This window comes from Pseudomonas sp. PMCC200344 (genome assembly GCF_030053095.1).
Classification (GTDB): domain Bacteria; phylum Pseudomonadota; class Gammaproteobacteria; order Pseudomonadales; family Pseudomonadaceae; genus Aquipseudomonas; species Aquipseudomonas svalbardensis.
The window spans coordinates 2,040,213-2,061,082 of the sequence record NZ_CP125618.1 but is presented as its reverse complement, the minus strand read 5'-3'; the positions used below and the strand labels follow the sequence as shown (position 1 = coordinate 2,061,082).

Sequence of the window (20,870 nt, the reverse complement as noted above, 5' to 3'; positions counted from 1 at the left end):
GGGCGACGCTTGCCGGGCGGGGAATGGGTGACTGGGTGGTCAGTCACGGCGCTTTACCTGGCCTGCGGCGGTGGGTAACGTCTGCCCTACTTTATTGAAAGGAATAGCGTCATGAGTGAGTTGATTTCCTACCATCTCGAAGACGGTATCGCGACCCTGACCTTGAGCAATGGCAAGGTCAATGCCATCTCTCCAGACGTGATTGCTGCGTTTAACGCCGCGCTGGATCAGGCGGTGACTGATCGTGCGGTGGTGATCATTACCGGTACACCCGGGATTCTGTCGGGCGGTTATGACTTGAAGGTGATGACCTCCGGTCCTAAAGAAGCCGTGGCGCTGGTGACTGCCGGTTCGACGCTGGCCCGTCGTCTGTTGGCGCACCCGTTCCCGGTGATCGCGGCATGCCCTGGGCATGCGGTGGCCAAGGGCGCGTTCCTGCTGTTGTCGGTGGATTACCGCATTGGTGTCGACGGCCCGTTCAGCATTGGTCTGAACGAAGTGCAGATCGGCATGACCATGCACCACGCCGGTATTGAGTTGGCCCGTGATCGTCTGCGCAAGTCGGCGTTCCACCGCTCTGTCATCAATGGCGAGATGTTTAATCCGCAAAGCGCCGTGGATGCCGGTTTCCTCGACGTGGTGGTGTCGGCTGAAGAGCTGCAAGGCGCGGCGCTGGCGGCGGCTCGTCAGTTGAAGAAAATCAACATGACCGCTCACAAGAACACCAAGCTCAAAGTGCGCAAGGCGCTGCTGGAGACGCTGGACAACGCGATCATCCAGGATCAGGAGATTTTGGTTTAAAGCCAAACGTGCCGCACCGAAAAGCCCGACCGTCGTGTCGGGCTTTTTCTTACGCGCTCCGTTGAAAAGCCTAAAACCGCTCTAGATCGCGTCTGACCCACAAGTCGGAAACATGCGCTCAAACATCGCCTATCTCCCACCTCTATAGCGACAATTGCCGAAAACAGTGCACATCCGTACACTGCGCCACCTTTTGTCCCGGTGGGGCCTGTAAATGCTGTTTGTGTTTCGTATGTTACTGATGGGCCTGCACTTTATTCTGGCTGGTGTGCTCGGAGTGATTCTCGGCCTGTGCCGACCGTTCAATCCGGACAACAGCCGTTTGTGCGCGCGTCTTTATGCATGGCCGGCGATGTGCATTTTGCGTCTGCGGGTGAAGGCCGACGTCGGACCGCTGATGGATAAACCCGACAGCTGCGTGATCATCGCCAACCACCAGTCCAACTACGATCTGTTCGTGTTCGGCAACGTGGTGCCCCGCCGCACCGTGTGTATCGGCAAGAAGAGTCTGAAGTGGGTGCCGCTGTTTGGTCAGTTGTTCTGGCTGGCAGGCAATGTGCTGATCGATCGCGGCAATGCGCAGAAAGCGCGCCAGTCGATGCTCACCACTACTCACACGCTACAGAATGAAGACACTTCGATCTGGGTCTTCCCGGAAGGCACGCGCAACCTGGGCGAAGAGTTGCTGCCGTTCAAGAAAGGCGCCTTTCAAATGGCCATTGCCGCCGGGGTGCCGATTGTTCCGGTGTGTGTCAGCAGTTACGTTAAACACATGCGATTGAACCGTTGGCGCAGTGGGAAGATTCTGATCCGCTCGTTACCGGCGATTCCTACGGCTGGATTGAGCCTGGATGACATGCCGCTGCTGATTGCCCAGTGCCGCGAGCAGATGCGCGAGTGCATCGCTTCAATGGATCGGCAACTTCAAGCCGCGTAAAAGAGACCCGCCTTGTGTAATGCCAGTCAGTTAAGCTGACTGGCATTTTTCTTTCTGATCGGATATTTCGGTGATTTGAGCCTTATGGCGCGGGGATAAATGCGCTCTTCCCGTCGATGCGGCAGAACATAATGCGGGGCAGAGGCGTGCAGCTCGGCCAGATATTTGGGGATGTTCCCGGAACGGTCGGCCGAAACGCTGTTGATAAACCCTAAAATTGCCCAAGTACACGCGGTAAAGCTCATTTCGCACGGGTAAATACCTGGACAGTGGCGGCTCATTTCCACCATCTGGTAGCGCAGCAGGTTGTAGCCCAGCAACACACCCCACAGTTCCTGCTCGATCATCTCGGGCGTCTTGCTACGCAATGTATAGCTGCTGTTGAGCAGCGTCTGTTTCATCTCGCGAAACCCTAATTCGATCTCCCATCGCTGGCTGTACAGGTCGACGATTTCGTCGGACGGGAAGCGTAGCGGATCGGCCATCGACGTCAGGATCTGACAAACCTTGCCCTTGACGGTTTTGCTCAGCAATCGCGCGGTCAGGCGCTCCGGCAGCCCCGGCCATTGCGTGCGGGCCTGCGGCGAAGTGCTCAACGAGACCACAGCGTCCTGGCGCCCCAAGCGCTGAATCACTTCGTACTGCGCACCTTTGCGCAGAGGCATCAGCCAATGTCGCTCGATGCCTGCTTGCTGCCACTGATGCAGCAAACCCAAGGAGTAAAAACCGCGATCGAACAGCGTCAGCGAGTGATCGGGCGTGGTTTCGATCAGTTGCTCCGCCAGTTTCATTTCGTTGCTGCGATAGCCATCCAACGCGCTGCCGATCAGCATGTGGCTGGTCAACTCCATTTGGCAGACCATGCGCACCTGGGGGAAACCGGTGTCGCCATGCTGGTTGCTGGCGGAATCGTAGCGCGCCCGATTTTCGGGTGTATCGGGCGTTCGCCATACGACACCGTCGACCCCCAGCAAACGCAAGCCTGCCCAAGTTGGGTGATCCACGGCCTCATGCCAACTTTTCTGAGTCAGATGGAAGACTTGTCGTACAGCCTCGCAGCCCAATCTCTGACGGGCTTGAACCACAGCGCTGGGTGCCACCAATGGACGTTGGCCCGGCAGCATGATGTTCATGCGGCTGACCACATCCCACGCCGACATGCGGCGAAAGAAGGCCATGGAGATCACGCACCAGAGCATCATTTCCAGTGGCAAACGCCGCTTGCGCAGGGGCGCCACGCCGGCCTGTTCAAGTGCCTGCTCGACCAAAGATGGATCGAGTAAAGAATCCAGTCCCTCGATTGAGTTAGGGGTGGAGGCGATATTGTGGGTCAGTTCCAGGGCCCGAGCGAGACGCATAAAAAAATCCGATGCCAGTACAGGCATCGGATTTTGATTTCTTGCGGCCAAAGGTCAAGCGAGAGGGCTTAACTGATCGGCATTACCCGCCTTGTGCGGGTTTTCTTTCGTCTGCGAGCTATTGCCTGCGAACTCAGTAGATTTCATTGACTCTCAAGCAGCAGACAAGGCTAAGCTGGACACTGCCTGCCACTGCCATCTTTGCTTATAGAAAGCTGCCAATAAGAAGTGAATTACTATCATGGGTAGAGTTGTTGCTGCTGCGGTTTACAGCGCTGGTAAGAAAGTCACCAATATCACCCTCGACGAAGGCGCCGCCTGGGCGGCAAAGCCCGACCACTTTGTCTGGATCGGCCTCGAAGAGCCGAACGCTCAGGAGCTGTTCAATCTACAACGCCAGTTCAACCTGCACGAACTGGCCATCGAAGACGCCCTGGAAAAACACAGTCGACCGAAACTGGAAACCTTCGGCGACGCACTGTTCATCGTCACGTATTCGCCGATCCGGAATGAAGGCAAACTGCAGTTCATCGAGACTCACATCTTTGCCGGCAACGGCTACATCATTACCGCACGCAATGGTCATTCAGCGTCCTACGCCTATGTCCGACAGCGTTGTGAGGCGCGTCCGTTGTTGCTGGAGCACGGGGAAGATTTCGTACTCTATGCCATCCTCGATTTCGTGATTGAAAACTACCAGCCCGTGGGTGAAGCGATCCATGCCGAGATCGATGAGCTGGAGAGCAACGTAATGTGTGGGCATCTAAATGAACATGACATCCAGAAGCTCCACAGCCTGCGCCGCGATGTATTGCGCTTGCGTCGGTATGCGGCACCGATGGTAGAAATCGGTGAGGAATTGCAGAAGCTGAGCTTTCCATTCATAGACAAGAATATGCGGCCGTACTTTCGCGATGTGCAGATTCATGTCACGCGACAGATGGAAGACCTGACGACCCTGGCAGACATTGCGAGCCAGACCATCGAGGTCGGGGTGTTGCTGGAGGCATCACGCCAAAGCGTGGTGCAGCGCAAGTTTGCGGCGTGGGCGGCGATTCTGGCGTTCCCGACGGCGGTGGCCGGGATCTACGGGATGAACTTCGAGAACATGCCGGAGTTGACGTGGCAATACGGGTATTTCGGGGTGGTGGGGTTTATTACGGTGGGTTGTGTGGGTTTGTGGGCGAGCTTCAAAAAATCAGGTTGGCTTTAACAAGCTATTGTAGCGAGGGGACAAGCCCCCTCGTCACAGGTTCGTTGTCAGCTCATTGAACCGATCCAGCTTCAGGCTTGTGCGCCACAAACCGCATCATCCACTCCGCAACGGTAGTGCCGTGATGGTCGCGCTCAAGGCTCGCCATACCTTTCGAATAAATCTGTTCGCCCAGCGCTTCCTGACGAATGTCCAACAGCGCGCGCGAGTAATCGTGAATGAATTCCGGATGCCCCTGGAAGCACAGCACCTGATCGTTGATGTGGTACGCGGCGAACGGGCAGAAATCGCTGGAAGCAATGACCGTGGCGTTTTCCGGGAGCGCGGTGACCTGGTCCTGATGGCTGATCAACAAGGTCAGCTCTTCCCTCACCGGGCTCATCCATGGTGCCTTGGCGGCGAGTTTGTAGTTGTGGGTGCCGACGCCCCAGCCTTGGGTCGCACGTTCGCTCTTGCCACCCAGCAGCAGCGCTAACAGTTGATGACCGAAGCACACGCCCAGCAGTTTGTCACCGCGCTCGTAGCGGGTCAGCAGATAAGTCCTGAGGGTTTCAATCCACGGGTCGGTGCCGAAGGAATCGGCCTTGCTGCCGGTGACCAGGTAGGCATCGAACGTCAGCTCATCGCCGGGATACTCGCCCTGCATCACGTTGTACACGGTGAACTCGGCAGCGATGGGTTGCTGCGAAAACAGACGCTGGAACATCTGCCCGTAACCCTGATATTGATCGACCAGTTCCGGACGCAGGATGTCGGTTTCCAGAATGCAGATGCGTAACGACATAAAAAATACCTGACACGTGATGGGAATAATGCACACCCCTGAGCCTGCCTTGAAACACAGTGGCAAGGCAAGCCCCGGAATGCGTCACCCGTCCCCTAGAACGCCTCCTCTTTGGCAGCTTTTTCCAGCAATAGCGCAGGGGGTGCGAATCGCTCGCCATACTGCTCCGCCAGGTACTGGGCGCGGGCGACGAAATCTTTCACGCCGTACTGATTGATGAACTGCAGCGCGCCGCCGGTCCAGGCGGCGAAGCCGATGCCGAAGATCGAGCCGACGTTGGCATCCGCCGTCGAGGTCAACACCCCCTCCTCCACACAGCGCACGGTTTCGATGGCTTGCACGAATAGCAGTCGATCACGCACGTCCTTCGGCGAAATCTGCCCGTCAGCCTTCTCAAAACGGCGTTGCAGCTCTGGCCACAGATGCTTCTGCCCACGGGCAGGATAATCGTAGAAACCACCACCCGCAGCCTTGCCCGGACGTTTGTATTCGTTGAGTAGCAAGTCAATCACGGCGAACGCCGGGTGCTCAATCAGCGGTTTCCCTTCTGCTTGCAGGTCTTTGGCGGTTTGCTGGCGGATATGGCTCATCAGGCTGAGGGAAACTTCGTCGGAGATCGCCAGAGGTCCGATCGGCATGCCCGCCTTGCGCGCTTCGGTCTCGATCATCGGCGCGCTCACGCCTTCGCCCAGCATGGCGATGCCTTCGTTGGTGAACGTGCCGAACACCCGCGAGGTGAAGAAACCGCGACTGTCGTTGACCACAATCGGCGTTTTCTTGATTTGCAGGACGAAATCGAACCCGCGAGCGAGGGTTTCGTTGCTGGTGTGGGCGCCTTTGATGATTTCCACCAAGGGCATTTTCTCCACGGGGCTGAAGAAATGCAGGCCGAGGAACTTGCTCTGATCCGGCACGGCGGTCGCGAGGCCGCTGATTGGCAAGGTCGACGTGTTGGAAGCAATCACCGCATCCGGGCCAACGACTTTTTGCGCCGCCGAAGAGACCTTGGCTTTCAAATCGCGATCTTCAAACACCGCTTCAATGATCAGATCACAACCGGCCAGGTCGGCATCGCTTTCAGTGGGGTGAATTCGCGCCAGCGTTGCATCGCGCTGATCGGCACTCAATTGGCCACGCGCAACCTTCTTGTCCAGCAGCGCCGCCGAATGAGCCTTGCCCTTCTGTGCAGCCGCAAGGTTGATGTCCTTGAGCACCACGTCGATGCCGGCCGACGCGCTGACAAAGGCGATTCCGGCGCCCATCATGCCTGCGCCCAGCACGCCCACGCGACGAGTCACGTAGGGCGAAAACCCCCGAGGCCGCGAGCTGCCGGCATTGATTTCGTTGAGCTGGAACCAGAACGTGCCAATCAGGTTTTTCGACACCTGGCCGGTGGTCAATTCGGTGAAGTAACGGGTTTCGATCAAGTGCGCGGTGTCGAAATCCACCTGAGCGCCTTCCACCGCGGCGCAGAGGATTTTCTCTGGCGCCGGCAGGCAGCCCTGGGTTTTGCTGCGCAGGATCGACGGCGCGATGGCCAGCATCTGCGCGACTTTCGGGTTCGACGGCGTACCACCGGGAATCTGGTAACCCTTCACGTCCCAGCGCTGCACAGCTGAAGGATGGGCAATAATCCAGGCGCGAGCCTTAGCCAGCAGTTCATCACGATCCGCCGCCAACTCATCAATCAAACCTGCCCGCAACGCCTGCTGCGGCCGGACTTTCTTGCCTTCGAGCAGATAGGGCAAGGCTTTTTCAATACCGAGCATCCGCACCATGCGCACCACTCCGCCGCCCCCCGGCAACAAGCCGAGGGTCACTTCCGGCAAGCCGAGTTGCACCGAAGAATCGTCCAGCGCAATCCGGTGATGACACGCCAGGCAGATTTCCCAACCGCCGCCCAACGCGGCGCCGTTGATCGCGGCGACCACCGGTTTGCCGAGGGTTTCCAGGGTTCGCAGCTGCCCTTTGAGCGTCAGCACCATGTCATAGAAGGCTTTGGCTTCAGGCTTGCCGACCTTGATCAGTTCGTTGAGGTCGCCGCCGGCGAAAAAAGTTTTCTTGGCCGAGGTGATGATCACGCCAGCGATGGTGTCTTTGTCGGCAACGAGTCTGGCAACACAGGCGGCCATGGCTTCGCGGTAGACCGCGTTCATGGTGTTGGCGCTCTGGCCCGGCATGTCGATGGTCAGGACGACGATCTGGTCCTGACCTTTTTCGTAACGGATGGCTTCGGTCATGAAAGGATTTCCTTGAAGTCGGTCGGGGCTCAGAGGCGTTCGATGATGGTGGCAATGCCCATGCCGCCGCCGACACACAGCGTCGCGAGGCCATAACGCAGGCGCCGGGTTTCCAATTCGTCGAGCAGCGTGCCGAGGATCGCGCAGCCAGTGGCACCCAGCGGGTGGCCCATGGCGATGGAGCCGCCGTTGACGTTGACCTTGTCCGGGTCGATCGCCATGTCCTTGATGAATTTCAGCACCACCGAGGCGAAGGCTTCGTTAACCTCGAACAAGTCGATGTCTTCAACCCGTAGACCGGCCTTGGCCAGAGCCTTGCGGGTGGCCGGCGCGGGACCGGTGAGCATGATGGTCGGGTCGGTGCTGGTGACGGCGGTGGCGACGATTCGCGCCCGCGGTTGCAAACCCAGCGCCCGGCCCTTGGCTTCGGAGCCGATCAGCATCAGCGCCGCGCCATCGACGATCCCGGAACTGTTACCCGCCGTGTGCACGTGGTTGATCCGCTCAACATGGCTGAAGACCCGAAGCGCGGTGGCATCGAAGCCCATTTGCCCGACCATCTCGAAGCTCGGCTTGAGCTTGCCCAAGCCCTCCATGGTCGATTCGGCGCGGATGAATTCATCGTGATCGAGCAGGATGATGCCGTTCTGGTCCTGCACCGGCACCAGCGATTTGTTGAACGAACCGTCGGCCCTTGCCCGCGCAGCCTTTTGCTGGGAGTGCAGCGCATAGGCATCGACGTCCTGACGGCTAAAGCCTTCGATCGTGGCGATCAGGTCAGCGCCCACGCCTTGAGGGGCAAAATGGTTGTGAAAATTGGTCTCCGGGTCCAGCGCCCAGGCGCCGCCATCGCTGCCCATCGGCACGCGGGACATGGACTCGACGCCGCCGACCACCACCAGGTCTTCGAAGCCGGAACGCACCTTCATCGCCCCAAGGTTCACCGCCTCCAGCCCCGAGGCGCAAAAGCGGTTGATCTGCAAACCCGCCACGCTGACGTCCCAATCCGCCACCTGAGTCGCGGTTTTGGCGATGTCGGAACCCTGGTCGCCGATGGGCGTCACGCAGCCCAGTACCACATCGTCGACCTGACTGGTGTCGAGGGACGTGCGCTGTTGCAGCGCCGTTAGCAGCCCGGCTACCAGGTTCACCGGTTTGACGCTGTGCAAGGCGCCATTGGCCTTGCCTTTGCCGCGGGGCGTGCGTAACGCGTCGAAAATCAAAGCTTGGGTCATGACGTCCTCGAACCTGAGCGGGGAGTAAATGCAGTCCCCACTCTTAGGCCGAGCGGCCCTGGATTCAATGACCGCAGTGCTCACAGACGTTGACGGTCACGCTCAGACGGACGGTAGGCAACCACCGGATTAACCGATTCAGGACACCAAGCTGTCTAGCAAACGGGCGCCCAAGAAGCTGGCATTAGGCCTCATGCCTTTTTAAGAGCAATTTATGTGAGGCCCATACGAAATGGATCTAAACCAAGCGTGACGCGGGCTCTAAGGTGAACTTGTACGAAGTTGTCGTCGGGTTTTGCCGAGGCGCTCGTCAAACAGGAAGTGCAACGCTCTGCCGTCATGGAGAAATGCAGGCAGGCATCAGGAAATAACAATAAAGGCGGTCAAGCCATGTTCAAACAATCGAAAGTACGTCAAGCCGGGCTCATTCTTTTCGCCACTACGCTGTTGTTGATTTTGCCGAACCTGACCAAGGTGATCGGCTAGTCGGTCAATAAAAAATACGGCGCCAGGTTTTATATCGCCCTCTAAAAATGTGACTGGCTCGCTACCCGGGCCAGCGTGGGTGTGCCAACCTTTACGGCACTTCCACGACATGGACGGCGATCACTTGAAAACGCTCATTCTTTTCGGGGCCTTGCTGCTCAGCACGGCTCTGTCTGCCGCACAACTGAACCTTGAGCTGGGCGCGAGCACTCGCACCTGGCAAACCGAGGAGTTGCTCAAGCATCCTCAGGTTCAGACCCTCACTATCAGCAACGACGTTTCCTACAAACGGGACATGAGCTATCGCGCTGTTCCGTTGGCTGCGTTGTTGACGGGCATCAAACCTGAAGACCACTTACAGGCTGTAGCCCTGGATGGTTTCGCCGCAGAACTGTCAGCCGCGCCGTTGCTCAATACACAGGGTGCGCGCGCATGGTTGGCGATTGAAGAACCCGCCAAGCCGTGGCCACCGCTGTCGGAAGGCAAATCCGGCGCCGGGCCATTCTATCTGGTCTGGACCGATCCGCAGGCGGGCGACATCAGCCCCGAGCAATGGCCCTTTCAAGTGGCGAGCATCAAGCGCTTGGCACCGGTGGCCGAGCGCTTCCCTGCCCTGCTGCCCGATCCGGCGTTGAAGGCTGACGATCCGGTGAACAAGGGCTTTGCGCTGTTTCAGAAGAATTGCCTGGCGTGCCATCGATTGAACGGCGCCGGGGATGCGCAGTTTGGGCCGGACCTGAATATTCCGTTTAACCCGACCGAGTACTTCGGCGCGGATTTCCTCAAGCGCTACATTCGTGATCCGCAGAGCTTGCGCCAATGGCCACAGGCGAAGATGCCCGGATTCTCGGCGACGGTGTTGCCGGACGGGGATCTGGAGGGGTTGGTGGGGTATTTGAAGCACATGGCTGGGCGAAAAGTTAAACCCTGACACCATCCCCCTGTGGGAGCAAGCTCGCTCCCACAGGGGATTCGTGGTGTTCCGGATTATTGCTGTTGGACTGAGATAATCGGCATCGGTGTCGGTGACACAAACACCTTCGCATGCATCTGCTCGCAACCACCGCCACGCCGCATGCCTCGCACCGGGCAGGCATCCAGGTAGTCCAGGCCCACCGCCAGTTTCAAATGACGCTCAGGCCGCGCCAATTCATTGGTCACGTCGAAGCTGTACCAGGCGTCATCGAGCCAGGCTTCCGCCCAGGCGTGACTGGCCAGGTGTTCGCTGTTCTCGCTGTACAAATAGCCCGACACATAACGCGAAGGGATGCCCAGGCTGCGAGCGCAGGCGAGAAAGGCGTGGGTGTGGTCCTGGCAGACGCCCGAACGCCCGGCGAAGGCCTGGGCGGCGCTGGTGTCCACTTCGGTGGAGCCCGGCGTGTAGGTCATGTGCTGGTTCAGGCCATGCATCAAGTCGATCAGCGCCGTGCGATCCCGGCGCTGCTTGCATTCTTTCTCGGCGAACGCACGCAGGGCTTCGTCGGCTTCGGTCAGGCGCGTGAAACGCAGGAACGGCAGCGCCGACTGGCTTTCATGCTCCGCCTCACGCAATTCGTCAATGTCCACCTGCCCACGAGCGCCGATGATGATCGCCTCATGAGGCTCGTCCATGGTCAGCACGTGCAAGATATTGCCGAACGGATCGAGTTGCGCACGCACCGGGCGTGGCAAGTCGAGCTGCCAGCTGAGCACATGCTGGCGCTCGCTGTCGTGGGGTGTCAGTCGCAGGTACTGGATGCTCGCCCGCACCTGATCTTCGTAGTGATAGGTGGTCTCGTGGCTAATGGAAAGTCTCATGCAGCCTCCAGGTAGGAACTGTGTATGGCGTTACCCAACTGGCGCACCAGCGGGATGAACTCGGTCAGCCAGGCGTGCAGGCCTTCGTCGAGAATTTCGGTGATGCCGGTGTAGCGCAGGCGTGCATCCATTTCCGCTGCCAGGCGTTGCGCGGGACGGCCGTTGGCCCCCGGCAGCTGGGCAAGGATCTGGTCGATTTCTTCAGTGCAGGCGCGCAATGAACGCGGCACGTCAGCGCGCAGCAACAGCAACTCAGCCACATGCCGGGCGCCGGGCGCATCGCGGTAGATTTCGGTATAGGCCTCGAACGAGGACAACGCCCGCAGCAAAGCACTCCACTGGTAATACGCGTGAGCGGTGCCATCGCTGACCGCCTCTGCCTGATCGCCAGCCATTTCGTAGCGGGCGTCGAGCAGGCGCAACGTGTTGTCGGCCCTTTCGATAAACGTCCCCAGACGAATAAAGCGGAACGCATCGTTACGCATGATCGTGCCGTAGGACGCGCCGCGGAACAGGTGGGAACGTTCCTTGATCCACTCGCAGAATCGGCTCATGCCGTAGCGACTCAAGCCTTGATCAGCTATCCCGCGAATTTCCAGCCAGGTGGCATTGATGTTTTCCCACATATCGGCGGTGATTCGCCCACGCACCGCATGGGCACTGGCCCGCGCGGCGCCGAGGCAGCTGTAGATGCTCGCCGGATTGGCCGCGTCCAGGGCGAAGAAATGCAGCAGCCGTTCAGCGTGCAATTCACCGTGGCGCTCCAGGTAATCGTCCAGGGTGCCGGTGATCAACAGCGGCATGGCGAGTTCATGCAGGCCGTCACCACGGCCATCCTGCGGCATCAGCGACAGCGAATAACTGATGTCGAGCATCCGTGCGAGGTTTTCCGCCCGCTCCAGGTAACGCGACATCCAATACAAATCCGAGGCAGTTCTACTTAACATGGCAGGCTTCCTTCAATCCTCGACCACCCAGGTGTCCTTGGTTCCACCGCCCTGGGATGAATTCACCACCAGGGAGCCTTCGCGCAGGGCGACACGGGTCAAACCGCCGGGCACAACCCGGGTTTCGCGGCCAGACAATACAAACGGACGCAGGTCGATGTGGCGTGGAGCGATGCCGTTTTCGACAAAGGTCGGACAGGTCGACAGGGACAACGTCGGTTGCGCGATGTACGCATGGGGCTTTGCTTTGATCCGCGCGCGGAAAGACTCGATTTCCGCCGCCGTCGCCGCCGGCCCTACCAGCATTCCGTAACCGCCGGAGCCCTGGGTTTCCTTGACCACCAGTTCTGGAAGATTGGCCAGTACATGGGACAGTTCAGAGGGATTACGACACTGCCACGTCGGCACATTCTTCAGAATCGGCTCTTCATCCAGATAGAAACGGATCATGTCCGTGACGAATGGATACACCGACTTATCGTCCGCGACCCCGGTGCCGATGGCATTTGCCAGCACCACGTTGCCGGAGCGATACGACGACAGCAGCCCTGGAACGCCGAGCATCGAGTCCGGGTTGAACGCCAGCGGATCGAGGAACGCATCGTCGAGGCGACGGTAGATCACGTCGACGGCTTTCGGTCCGTCCGTGGTGCGCATGAACACCTTGTCATCCCGCACGAACAGGTCCGCGCCTTCCACCAGCTCAACGCCCATTTCCCGCGCCAGAAACGCATGTTCAAAGAACGCGCTGTTGAAACGACCCGGCGTCAGCACCACCACGCTCGGGTTATCGATCGGGCTGGAGCTTTTCAAGGTGTCGAGCAACAGGTTCGGATAGTGGTCGATAGGGGCAATGCGCTGGGCCGCGAACAACTCGGGGAACAACCGCATCATCATCTTGCGGTCCTCCAGCATGTAGCTGACGCCGCTCGGTGTACGAAGGTTGTCTTCAAGCACGTAGTACGTGCCGTCGCCATCGCGCACCAGATCGACCCCGGAGATGTGGGAATAGATATCGCGGTGCAAATCCAGCCCTTGCATCGCCAACTGGTATTGCTCGTTGGCCAGCACTTGCTCGGCCGGAATGATGCCGGCCTTGATAATGCGCTGCTCGTGATAGAGGTCGGTGAGGAACATGTTCAACGCCTTGACCCGCTGAATGCAGCCGCGCTCGACGACTCGCCATTCACTGGCGGGGATGCTGCGGGGGATGGTGTCGAAGGGAATCAGGCGCTCTGTCCCTTGCTCATCACCATAGAGCGTGAACGTAATCCCGGCGCGATGAAATAACAGATCGGCCTCGCGTCGCCGTTGTGCCAAAAGCTCGTCAGGCGTTTCGGACAGCCAACGGGCAAACTCCCGATAATGCGGGCGGACCTGGCCGCCGGCATCGTACATCTCATCAAAATAGGTGCGGATCATGCCGTACTCCTTGTCACCCGGACATCTGGGCTTCGCAAAGCCCGTGCCATCGGCATAAACGCTTTGATATCAATCAGTTGGATAATCGCATTGCACGAACCGCACCAATCCTGTGCGGTAAATGCCCCCACCTGATCGCCCCCGCTTCATTGCGAAGCAATGTTGTCGCCTATCACCAGCATAGCCAGAGTTGATTTCACTGCCCGGGAGTCGATGCGGATAATCCGCGCATTCGCTGAAAATCTTGACGAATTTCCCTTTAGCCGCTTGTTTAGGCGGCTTTTTTTTGCGTTTTTGAAACGTTATGAATCAAAAACACGATTTCCAACCCCCACAAACGAAAACGGCCAACCCTGAGGTCAGCCGTTGCTGAGTGTTGTCACTGTTCATAAGTTATGCGAGTCGCCCTCGTACCTCCTGCTTGACGCCCCATCCTTCGATGATGCCGCCCAAAGGCTCGACCACCGCCTCGAAATCCTGCTCAAAATCGCCGATGCCGTCATAGGTGGCGTACATCACTTTGCTCAGTTCCAGGTACCACGCGCCGTCGTCGCGCACGCTGATTTGGGCATTCAAGGATTCACCACAGTAATGCCCTGCCGCCCTGCGCGCCCGCTCCTCGTCCGGGAAAATGGCGTAGAACTCGATGGGATGGAATCGTGAAAAGTCGAAGCCGCCTTCTTTCATACGGCGCAAGACGCTGGTGCTGATGTCTTCTTGATAGGCTGTGCTCATGAAACGTCCCCCTCAGACTGATGGATAGACTTTCCGTATTCCCGGCACTCGCAACCGAATGGGGCGAGTGATGCGGCAACAACGTTGCCGGTGGGAAGCAAGCATGTAGCTGACAAGACCAGACCTTAGCGATCCGTTCGCTGATCTCGATTGCAGAGTAGCCTCAAGATAGAGCCGCTGCCAAGGCCTGGTTAGGAATGTGACAGGAGATGTTCAGATTGGCGTGATGCTGAGGATTTCAATGCTGTACTGGGACTTCAGACTTTTGACAGTCGGATCGTCGGTGCGCCCTTCCAGATCGTTGAGGTCCAGTTCGGCAGCCACAGGCAGACACCGGGCGCGAATGAGCTTCGCGGCTTGTTCGTTGTTCGGGCATTCATCGCTCTCGAACACCTCGTCAACTTGTTCACCGTGATCATCAACGAAAGTGACTTTCCACTTTTGCATCAGGAGCCTCCTCGATAAAACCCATGGATGGGCTTACATGTATCTCGACATTTTTCCCCGGCCAATCGTTCAACCGGACCTTCTATAAGTGAAGCATGAAAAAAGGGCCGTCTGCGGTGTGTTTTCACACAACCTGAGAGGGCCCTTTCTGACTTGCTCGATATCAGTCGTTGCTAGGCTTGTTCACAGCCTGCAGGACGTATTGCGGCAAGGCGAACGCGCCGATGTGGATTTCCGGATTGTAGTAACGGGTGATGATGCCGCTGCCGGCGAAGCGCTGCTGCAGGGTTTCGCGGGACAATTTGCGATAGGCGGTATTGGTCGCACCCCAGGCGAAGGTCATGGCGCCGCCGATGTAGGTCGGCACGGCCGCCTGATAGAAGTGCCAGTCCGGGAACAGGCTGCGCAGGCGCCCGGCGGTGGTTTTGACTTCTTCGATTTGCATGAACGGCGTGCCGTTCTGGGTCACCAGGATGCCGCCTTCGTTCAGGCAGCGACGGCAGGCCTGGTAGAAGTTTTCCGAGAACAGCACTTCGCCCGGGCCGATCGGGTCGGTGGAATCGGAAATGATCACGTCGAATTTTTCGGTGGTGGTGGCGACGAAACGCATGCCGTCGTCGATCACCAGGTTCAGGCGTGGATCAGCGAACGCACCCTTGGAGTGGTTCGGCAGGAATTCCTTGCACATGTCGACCACGGTGCCGTCAATCTCGACCATGGTGATGTGCTCGATGCTGCGGTGCTTGGCCACTTCACGCAGCATGCCGCCGTCGCCGCCACCGATGATCAGCACGCGCTTGGCGGTGCCATGCGCCAGGATCGGCACGTGGGTCAACATCTCGTGGTAGATGAATTCGTCGGCTTCGGTGGTCTGGATCACGCCGTCCAGCGCCATGACGCGGCCCATGCGCGGGTTCTCGAAAATCACCAGGTGTTGGTGTTCGGTGCGCACTTCGTGCAGCAGTTTTTCCATGCGAAAACGCTGGCCGTAACCTTCGTAGAGAGTTTCCAGATACTCGCTGGGCGGGGTGTTGCTCATGGGAAGTGCTCCGATGAATGCGGGTGGCAACGGACGGTTACCCGCCCATGATGGCCAATCGATCAGCTCGATTGCCCCGGGAAAGGCTCAAATTCTACGTTGCGGAACATGACAGGTCGAACCGTCCAGCGGACTGTCAGATCCTTACATTGCCTCGTGGCCCGGCGATGGCCCAGATGATCAGACCCAGCACCGGCAGCAGCAGGATCAGCAGCACCCAGATGATTTTCATCCCTGTGTCGGCACCACTTTTGAGCACGTTGATGATTGCCCAGATATCCAAGGCAAGAATAATCAGGCCAATCAGACCGTTGAACGTGGAACCCATGGTGTTGCTCCCTAAGAGTGGTTTGCACTCTTAGGATAGCCGGGCCTTGCGAGGGTTCCGCTTTTTAAACGTGGATGGCAATTTTGAGGGCTTCCAGCGAGGGTGCGGCAGCGATGCCGACTTTGGCGCACAACTCGAGTACGCGCGGCACGTCGTTGCCGTAGACCACCACCACTTGCAGTTCGTCGTCGAGCAACTGACTGAAGTTCATCAGCGTGTAACCGCCGTTTTCCTTGTTCATGCTGCTCATCTGCACCTGAATGCGATTAAGCGCGGTCAGGGCTTCAGTCTTGGCCAGTTGCTTGGGCTTGATGTTGAAATCAACGCCGGGGCCGAACGAGGAAACGATCTGGGCGAACAGGTCCATGTAGGTGTCGGCCTGGAACAGCACGGTTTCCGGAAGACTGCCGACGACGACCCACTCGCCCAGCGGAATCGGAAACGTGTCGTCGTAGTTGATATCCGGATTGGCCGTCAGAAAAGCCTCGGGATCGGCGTAGGCCTGGGCCGCTTCGTCAGCGACTTTCAGGATTTCGTCATCGCTCATGCACCCGGAGCTTATTTTGCTGATGAGTTCGACGAGTGCGGCTTTCATGGGGCGGATTCCTGTAGCGAGGGAATTTTGAAGGCGCGAAGAATAGCGCATTACGCCCCGCAATTCCTGTGCGCGAGCATGGCCGGGATTGTTGACCCACATCAAGATCCAGCGCCCTGAGTAGCGGCACAATACTGGCACCTTGCCGAAACTGTTTCCGCTATCAGAGAAGACCTCCATGGGTGCCTGGCTTAGCAATATCTCGCTGAAATACAAATTCTGGGCGGTCAACGCCGTCGCCTTCGTCACCACTTTGCTGCTGGTGTTGTACGCCGTACAGCTCGAACAACAGGCCCGCAGCCATGCTTATCAGGCATCGGCACAAGCCCAGGCGCGACTGCTCAACGCCTGGCCCGCCGGGCAACCGCTCCCCAAAGCCGATAACGTGCTGACTTTCAGTCGCGGGCAGGCACCGTTGCTGAACGGGCAGCCGGTTCTGGAACTGGCCGATACCAACGGCTGGGTCGGAATCAATGCCATGCCGCTGTTCGGCGACAACCCGTTGATGGGCGCCGAAGTGTTTACGCGCACGGATGGCAACCAGGTCGCGGTGATTGCTCGTGGCCCGAGCCTGACCCAGGTCTTTGGCGAGCGTTTTCCCAACTATGCGGTGGCGGTGGCGGTGGCGATCCTGATGCTGGCGATGCTCGGCGCTTCGCAATTGTTGATCCGCTTCCTGCTCAGCCAGCTCAATACGCTGAAGGACGTGATGCTTCACGTCGAGAAAACCGGTGACCTGTCGGCCCGTGTGCCGCTGGCCTGCACGGATGAAGTCGGGCAGATGGCCAATGCCTTCAACGCCATGCAGGCCGGTTACCAGCGAGTGGTCAACACCGTTGCCAGCACCGCCCGGCAACTGGATGTCGGCGCGGCACGGCTGGCGTCGAGCATGAACGAGGTGCGTCACGGCATGCTCGGCCAGCAAAGCGAAACCGATCAGGCCGCCACGGCGATCAACGAAATGACTGCCACGGTCTATCACATAGCCCAGCACGCCGGCGCCACCCGCGACCTCTCGCAAACCGCCGACACCCTGGCCGGCAGCGGGCAGGAAGTGGTCAGTCGGGTGCAGAAGTCGATTGCCGGTTTGTCCAGCGGGGTGCAGCAGACTGCCGAGATGATTCAGCGTCTGGCCGAGGACAGTCAGAAGATCAACGGCGTAGTCAGTGTGATTCACAGCATCGCCGAGCAGACCAATCTGCTGGCGCTGAACGCAGCGATTGAAGCGGCCCGTGCCGGTGAAATGGGGCGCGGGTTTGCGGTGGTCGCCGATGAAGTGCGCAACCTGGCCAAACGTGTCCAGACCTCCACTGACGAGATCACAATCATGGTTTCCGCGTTGCAGGCCGGTACTCGGGACGCGGTGGATTTCATGCAGGAAAGCTCGTTCAAGGCCGACGATTGCGTGCAGCAAGCTCAGGAGGCCGGCGCATCCTTGGCGGAAATCACCAGCGCAGTGGCGCAGATGCGGGAAAGCAACACACAGATCGCCGTGGCAGCCGAGCAGCAGAGCCACGTGGCGGAAGAGATGAATCGGGCGGTGGTGAGTATTCGCGACGTCACCGAGACCACCGTGCAGCAGACGGTGGATTCGGCGACCACCAGCCATGAACTGGCAGCGTTGGCCGGGGAATTGAGCAAGGCTATAGGGCAGCTCAAACTTTGACGGCCCCTTCGCGAGCAAGTCGGATCGCCGCACCGCCGCTCCCACATTGGAATGCGATCAAATGTGGGAGTGGCGGTGCGGCGATCCGACTTGCTCGCGAAGGCGTCAGTCCCGTCACCATCAATATTGAACATGACACCTATCGCTTCGATAGCCAGCCTTGATTCGCCGACTGGTTTGGCCCGGCCTATTCTTTGTTCAAGAGCCTCAACGAACAAGGATTACCATCATGGGCAAACGTCACCCCAACCTGCCCGCCTGGCAATGGCGAGCGCCCCCGAACAATCACCAGCACCCGACCAATCTGGTGCTGCACCTGATTGCCGTGCCACTGTTCATCGTGGCGTTTCTGCTGATTGTCTCGGGGGTATTCAGTCTGAGCTTCGCAAATGTCGCGATCGGTGTGATCGGCCTGCTCGCAGCGCTCGGCCTGCAACGCCACGGTCACCGTGAGCGCCACCGTCGTCACTGATCAGGCGAAAATCGTCACCGTCTGCCGGCTCATGGCAATCAACTGACCGTCCGCGCTCCACAACTTCGCGGCCGCATGGCCGTAGCCGTCAGCGGCATGCTCGATCTCGACGAGGTATTTGCACCAGTCCAGCGTGCTCAGCTCAAGCAACGGCTGGACGAATTCAATGGTCCAGGTCAGCGTGCTGCCCATCGCCGGTTTTTTCAGGTGCGGCAACAGCGCCGGTGGCCAGGCGTCGACCAGCGCCAGGATATGCGACTCGCTGACTGCCTCTTCCTTCACGTCCCCACGCAAGCGCACCCAGCCGCCCATCTCGCGGGATTTGTTGCCGGTGAACGGCAGACCGCCGACACTCCAGCGCATCGCCAGATGCCGCATGAACTCCGGAGTCACTCCTTTGATGTAAGGCAGTTCCTGACAGTCGTCCCAGTGCTTCATCTCGGGCGCCGGTTCGGCGATCACCGCCACTTCCGACGGTCGCGAGGCGCCGAAGCTGCCCTGGACCAATGTCACCACCTGGCCCTTCTGCATCGCCCGGCCCAGCACCTGGCTGACCGCTTTGCCTTCGCGCAACACATCGACTTCAAAACTGACCGGCACTTCAGGCTCGACCGGGCCGACAAAGGTGATCGCCAGCGAGCGCACCGGACGATCCGCCGGGACTTTTGCGCGCATGGCTTCGTACTGCAAGGCGGCCACCAGGCCACCGAAACTGGCACGCCCCTGAGCCCATTCGGCCGGGATAGACAGCTCCAGCGGCTGGCTGCGGACAGCGTCGAGCAGATCGGAAAAGCGCATGGAAACCTCGGTGCGGGAAAAGGATGAAGGGATCTTAACCAGCCCGCGAGGATGGCACAGCGCTTATTCCGGCCAAAAGCACTGACAGATGAGCCGGATAGTACCGCCATCCCTGTAGCAACTGCCGAAGGCTGCGTTCGGCTGCGAAGCAGTCGTAAAACCTGCATGCGATTTTACAGCTATCACCGAGATAACCAGATTAGCGACTGCTGCGCAGCCGAACGCAGCCTTCGGCAGCTGCTACATAGATCTGTCTTGTGGTGGTTTCAGGATTTGAAGCAAGCAGCGCTGAATTTGTCGAGGACGCGGTCGGCGCGGCCTTCGGCCTTGGCCATGGCGGTTTTCCAGGCCGCGACGCAGGGCTGTAAATCGGTTTCCTTCTCAGCTATGGCCAACCATTGCAAGCAATCGTGCCAATCGCCCAATGCACCTTGCGCGGATTTCAAGCACGGCATCGCCGCTTTCGGCAGTCGATCCAGTTCGGGATAGGCTTCGATGCCATAGCGCACACGCTTGATCAACAGGCGCAAACGGTGGCGATCATGCGCTGGATCGTGCAGGGCTTTGTCGAGTTTTTTCCACTGTTTGGCCAAACGTTGTTCGATGCTTTGACGCAAGCCCTTGAGCAAGCCCTGACGCTGGGAGGCCCGCAGAAAACGCGGGAAGGCGTCGAGGATCATCAGCAACTGCGCCACTTCAGGACTCGTCGCGACCGCCGGGTAAGCCTCGGCCATTTGCGCCATACGCCGATGGGCAGCCTCGGGTTGATCATGCTCGAGCAGGTAGGCCGCCAGCACTTCGCGATCGCGCAACGGTGTGGTCAAGTCGCCGACCCGGGACGCCGCCGCTTCCAGCTGTTCGACCCCGGGCAAACCGCGCAATGGCCGCAGCAGACTGCGCAAGCGGCGAACCGTGGTACGCAGATCGTGCAGCGCTTCAGGGTCGGTGCGCGCACTCAAGCGTGCCTGACAGGCCAGCAAACGGACTTCCAGGCCCAGTACATGAGCCACCAACCGGTTAATCATGGGGTATTACTCCGTAAACAGCTGCAAGCCGTCAGCCGAAATCCGGGGCGACCGACTTATTGCTTGCAGCTTAGAGCTTAGAGCTGCTTTCAGCGCCCCGCGCGCGATTCACGAATATAAAAACGCGCCTTCTCGGCCTTCTTGGTGCAGCCTTCGAACGCTTCGAATTGCTGCTGAGTCTTGGCGCCGGTCAGCAGCGACAGGGCCTTGGAATAGCTGACAGTTCCGGCAAAACCTTCAGCCTTCGCCAGATCCAGTTCACGCCACGCAGCATCGATCCCGCTACCGCAGCTGTCACGGTAAGCGGTTTTGCCGGCACAACCGGCAAGTGCCAGGGCAATCAAAGGCACACAGATCCAGGCTTTCATTATTCACACCTCAAAGATAGGTAAACAGTCGTGCAGTTAAGACGGTCTGGCGCGTGAAAAGTGCCTTGCTCCCGCCTCGGAAACTCTAGCGCTCGCGAGAATACCCATCTGCCGCCAAAGAGTGTCGAAAAAACGACGCCCTCGCCTCGCGGAACGACCTTAGCGATTGAAGCGCGC

General features: G+C 58.9%; 20 protein-coding genes and 1 pseudogene. 6 read left to right on the top strand and 15 right to left on the bottom strand.

Annotation, left to right across the window (positions count from 1 at the left end; genetic code table 11):
- Window positions 1-111: 111 nt before the first annotated feature.
- Both QFW87_RS09245 and QFW87_RS09240 read left to right on the top strand, forming a co-directional pair.
- Window positions 112-801, top strand: a complete 690-nt coding sequence (locus QFW87_RS09245) for a crotonase/enoyl-CoA hydratase family protein (RefSeq protein ID WP_283190334.1) — start codon at window positions 112-114, stop codon at window positions 799-801.
- Window positions 802-1,015: 214 nt separating this feature from the next.
- Window positions 1,016-1,738: a 1-acylglycerol-3-phosphate O-acyltransferase gene (locus QFW87_RS09240; protein WP_056744165.1), complete on the top strand. Its 723-nt coding sequence runs from the start codon at window positions 1,016-1,018 to the stop codon at window positions 1,736-1,738.
- Between the two features lie 26 nt (window positions 1,739-1,764).
- Here QFW87_RS09240 and QFW87_RS09235 read toward each other — a convergent pair whose 3' ends face one another.
- On the bottom strand, window positions 1,765-3,096 hold the full coding sequence (locus QFW87_RS09235) for an IS4 family transposase (protein ID WP_283190333.1): 1,332 nt from the start codon (window positions 3,094-3,096) through the stop codon (window positions 1,765-1,767).
- Between the two features lie 241 nt (window positions 3,097-3,337).
- On the opposite strand from QFW87_RS09235, the gene QFW87_RS09230 reads away from it, so the two are divergent.
- Window positions 3,338-4,309: a magnesium and cobalt transport protein CorA gene (locus QFW87_RS09230; RefSeq protein ID WP_283183702.1), complete on the top strand. Its 972-nt coding sequence runs from the start codon at window positions 3,338-3,340 to the stop codon at window positions 4,307-4,309.
- Between the two features lie 52 nt (window positions 4,310-4,361).
- Here QFW87_RS09230 and QFW87_RS09225 read toward each other — a convergent pair whose 3' ends face one another.
- The 3 genes from QFW87_RS09225 to QFW87_RS09215 all read right to left on the bottom strand — a co-directional run bounded on the left by QFW87_RS09225 (window position 4,362) and on the right by QFW87_RS09215 (window position 8,568).
- Window positions 4,362-5,093 (bottom strand): amidotransferase, encoded by a 732-nt coding sequence (locus tag QFW87_RS09225; protein WP_283183701.1) that lies wholly within the window; start codon window positions 5,091-5,093, stop codon window positions 4,362-4,364.
- Between the two features lie 95 nt (window positions 5,094-5,188).
- Complete coding sequence (locus tag QFW87_RS09220) at window positions 5,189-7,333, bottom strand: 3-hydroxyacyl-CoA dehydrogenase NAD-binding domain-containing protein (protein WP_283183700.1); 2,145 nt, start codon at window positions 7,331-7,333, stop codon at window positions 5,189-5,191.
- Between the two features lie 29 nt (window positions 7,334-7,362).
- Window positions 7,363-8,568, bottom strand: coding sequence for an acetyl-CoA C-acetyltransferase (locus QFW87_RS09215; RefSeq protein WP_283183699.1), 1,206 nt, complete (start codon window positions 8,566-8,568; stop codon window positions 7,363-7,365).
- A 595-nt stretch (window positions 8,569-9,163) separates the two neighbouring features.
- Here QFW87_RS09215 and QFW87_RS09210 point away from each other — a divergent pair.
- Window positions 9,164-9,985, top strand: a complete 822-nt coding sequence (locus QFW87_RS09210) for a cytochrome c (protein WP_283190894.1) — start codon at window positions 9,164-9,166, stop codon at window positions 9,983-9,985.
- A 56-nt stretch (window positions 9,986-10,041) separates the two neighbouring features.
- Here QFW87_RS09210 and QFW87_RS09205 read toward each other — a convergent pair whose 3' ends face one another.
- From QFW87_RS09205 to QFW87_RS09170, 8 genes are all read right to left on the bottom strand, one after another.
- A complete protein-coding gene (locus tag QFW87_RS09205; protein WP_283183697.1) occupies window positions 10,042-10,851 on the bottom strand; it encodes a transglutaminase family protein in 810 nt (269 codons plus the stop codon).
- Complete coding sequence (locus QFW87_RS09200) at window positions 10,848-11,798, bottom strand: alpha-E domain-containing protein (RefSeq protein ID WP_008148807.1); 951 nt, start codon at window positions 11,796-11,798, stop codon at window positions 10,848-10,850. The genes QFW87_RS09205 and QFW87_RS09200 overlap by 4 nt, the downstream gene beginning before the upstream one ends.
- A gap of 12 nt (window positions 11,799-11,810) precedes the next feature.
- Entirely contained in the window at window positions 11,811-13,220 is a 1,410-nt protein-coding gene (locus tag QFW87_RS09195; protein ID WP_283190332.1) for a circularly permuted type 2 ATP-grasp protein, read from the bottom strand.
- Window positions 13,221-13,613: 393 nt separating this feature from the next.
- Complete coding sequence (locus tag QFW87_RS09190; protein WP_008148805.1) at window positions 13,614-13,955, bottom strand: ribonuclease E inhibitor RraB; 342 nt, start codon at window positions 13,953-13,955, stop codon at window positions 13,614-13,616.
- 213 nt (window positions 13,956-14,168) lie between these two features.
- On the bottom strand, window positions 14,169-14,402 hold the full coding sequence (locus QFW87_RS09185; RefSeq protein WP_283190331.1) for a hypothetical protein: 234 nt from the start codon (window positions 14,400-14,402) through the stop codon (window positions 14,169-14,171).
- Between the two features lie 163 nt (window positions 14,403-14,565).
- Complete coding sequence (gene speE / locus QFW87_RS09180; protein ID WP_283190330.1) at window positions 14,566-15,441, bottom strand: polyamine aminopropyltransferase; 876 nt, start codon at window positions 15,439-15,441, stop codon at window positions 14,566-14,568.
- Between the two features lie 136 nt (window positions 15,442-15,577).
- Complete coding sequence (locus QFW87_RS09175; RefSeq protein WP_008148797.1) at window positions 15,578-15,769, bottom strand: PLDc N-terminal domain-containing protein; 192 nt, start codon at window positions 15,767-15,769, stop codon at window positions 15,578-15,580.
- A gap of 64 nt (window positions 15,770-15,833) precedes the next feature.
- On the bottom strand, window positions 15,834-16,364 hold the full coding sequence (locus tag QFW87_RS09170; protein WP_283190329.1) for a hypothetical protein: 531 nt from the start codon (window positions 16,362-16,364) through the stop codon (window positions 15,834-15,836).
- 178 nt (window positions 16,365-16,542) lie between these two features.
- Here QFW87_RS09170 and QFW87_RS09165 point away from each other — a divergent pair, with 178 nt between their 5' ends.
- Both QFW87_RS09165 and QFW87_RS09160 read left to right on the top strand, forming a co-directional pair.
- Window positions 16,543-18,030, top strand: coding sequence for a methyl-accepting chemotaxis protein (locus QFW87_RS09165; protein WP_283190328.1), 1,488 nt, complete (start codon window positions 16,543-16,545; stop codon window positions 18,028-18,030).
- 229 nt (window positions 18,031-18,259) lie between these two features.
- A pseudogene (locus QFW87_RS09160) lies at window positions 18,260-18,478 on the top strand (terminase); the annotation flags it as partial.
- Between the two features lie 24 nt (window positions 18,479-18,502).
- Here QFW87_RS09160 and QFW87_RS09155 read toward each other — a convergent pair.
- The 3 genes from QFW87_RS09155 to QFW87_RS09145 form a co-directional block, all read right to left on the bottom strand.
- Window positions 18,503-19,300, bottom strand: a complete 798-nt coding sequence (locus tag QFW87_RS09155) for an acyl-CoA thioesterase domain-containing protein (RefSeq protein ID WP_283183691.1) — start codon at window positions 19,298-19,300, stop codon at window positions 18,503-18,505.
- A 266-nt stretch (window positions 19,301-19,566) separates the two neighbouring features.
- Window positions 19,567-20,325 carry a CHAD domain-containing protein gene (locus tag QFW87_RS09150; protein ID WP_283183690.1) on the bottom strand — a complete coding sequence of 253 codons (759 nt, stop codon included), beginning with the start codon at window positions 20,323-20,325 and terminating at the stop codon, window positions 19,567-19,569.
- A gap of 89 nt (window positions 20,326-20,414) precedes the next feature.
- The gene (locus QFW87_RS09145; protein ID WP_017337340.1) at window positions 20,415-20,693 is read right to left on the bottom strand and encodes a hypothetical protein; all 279 of its coding nucleotides are present in this window, start codon (window positions 20,691-20,693) and stop codon (window positions 20,415-20,417) included.
- Window positions 20,694-20,870 lie beyond the last annotated feature (177 nt).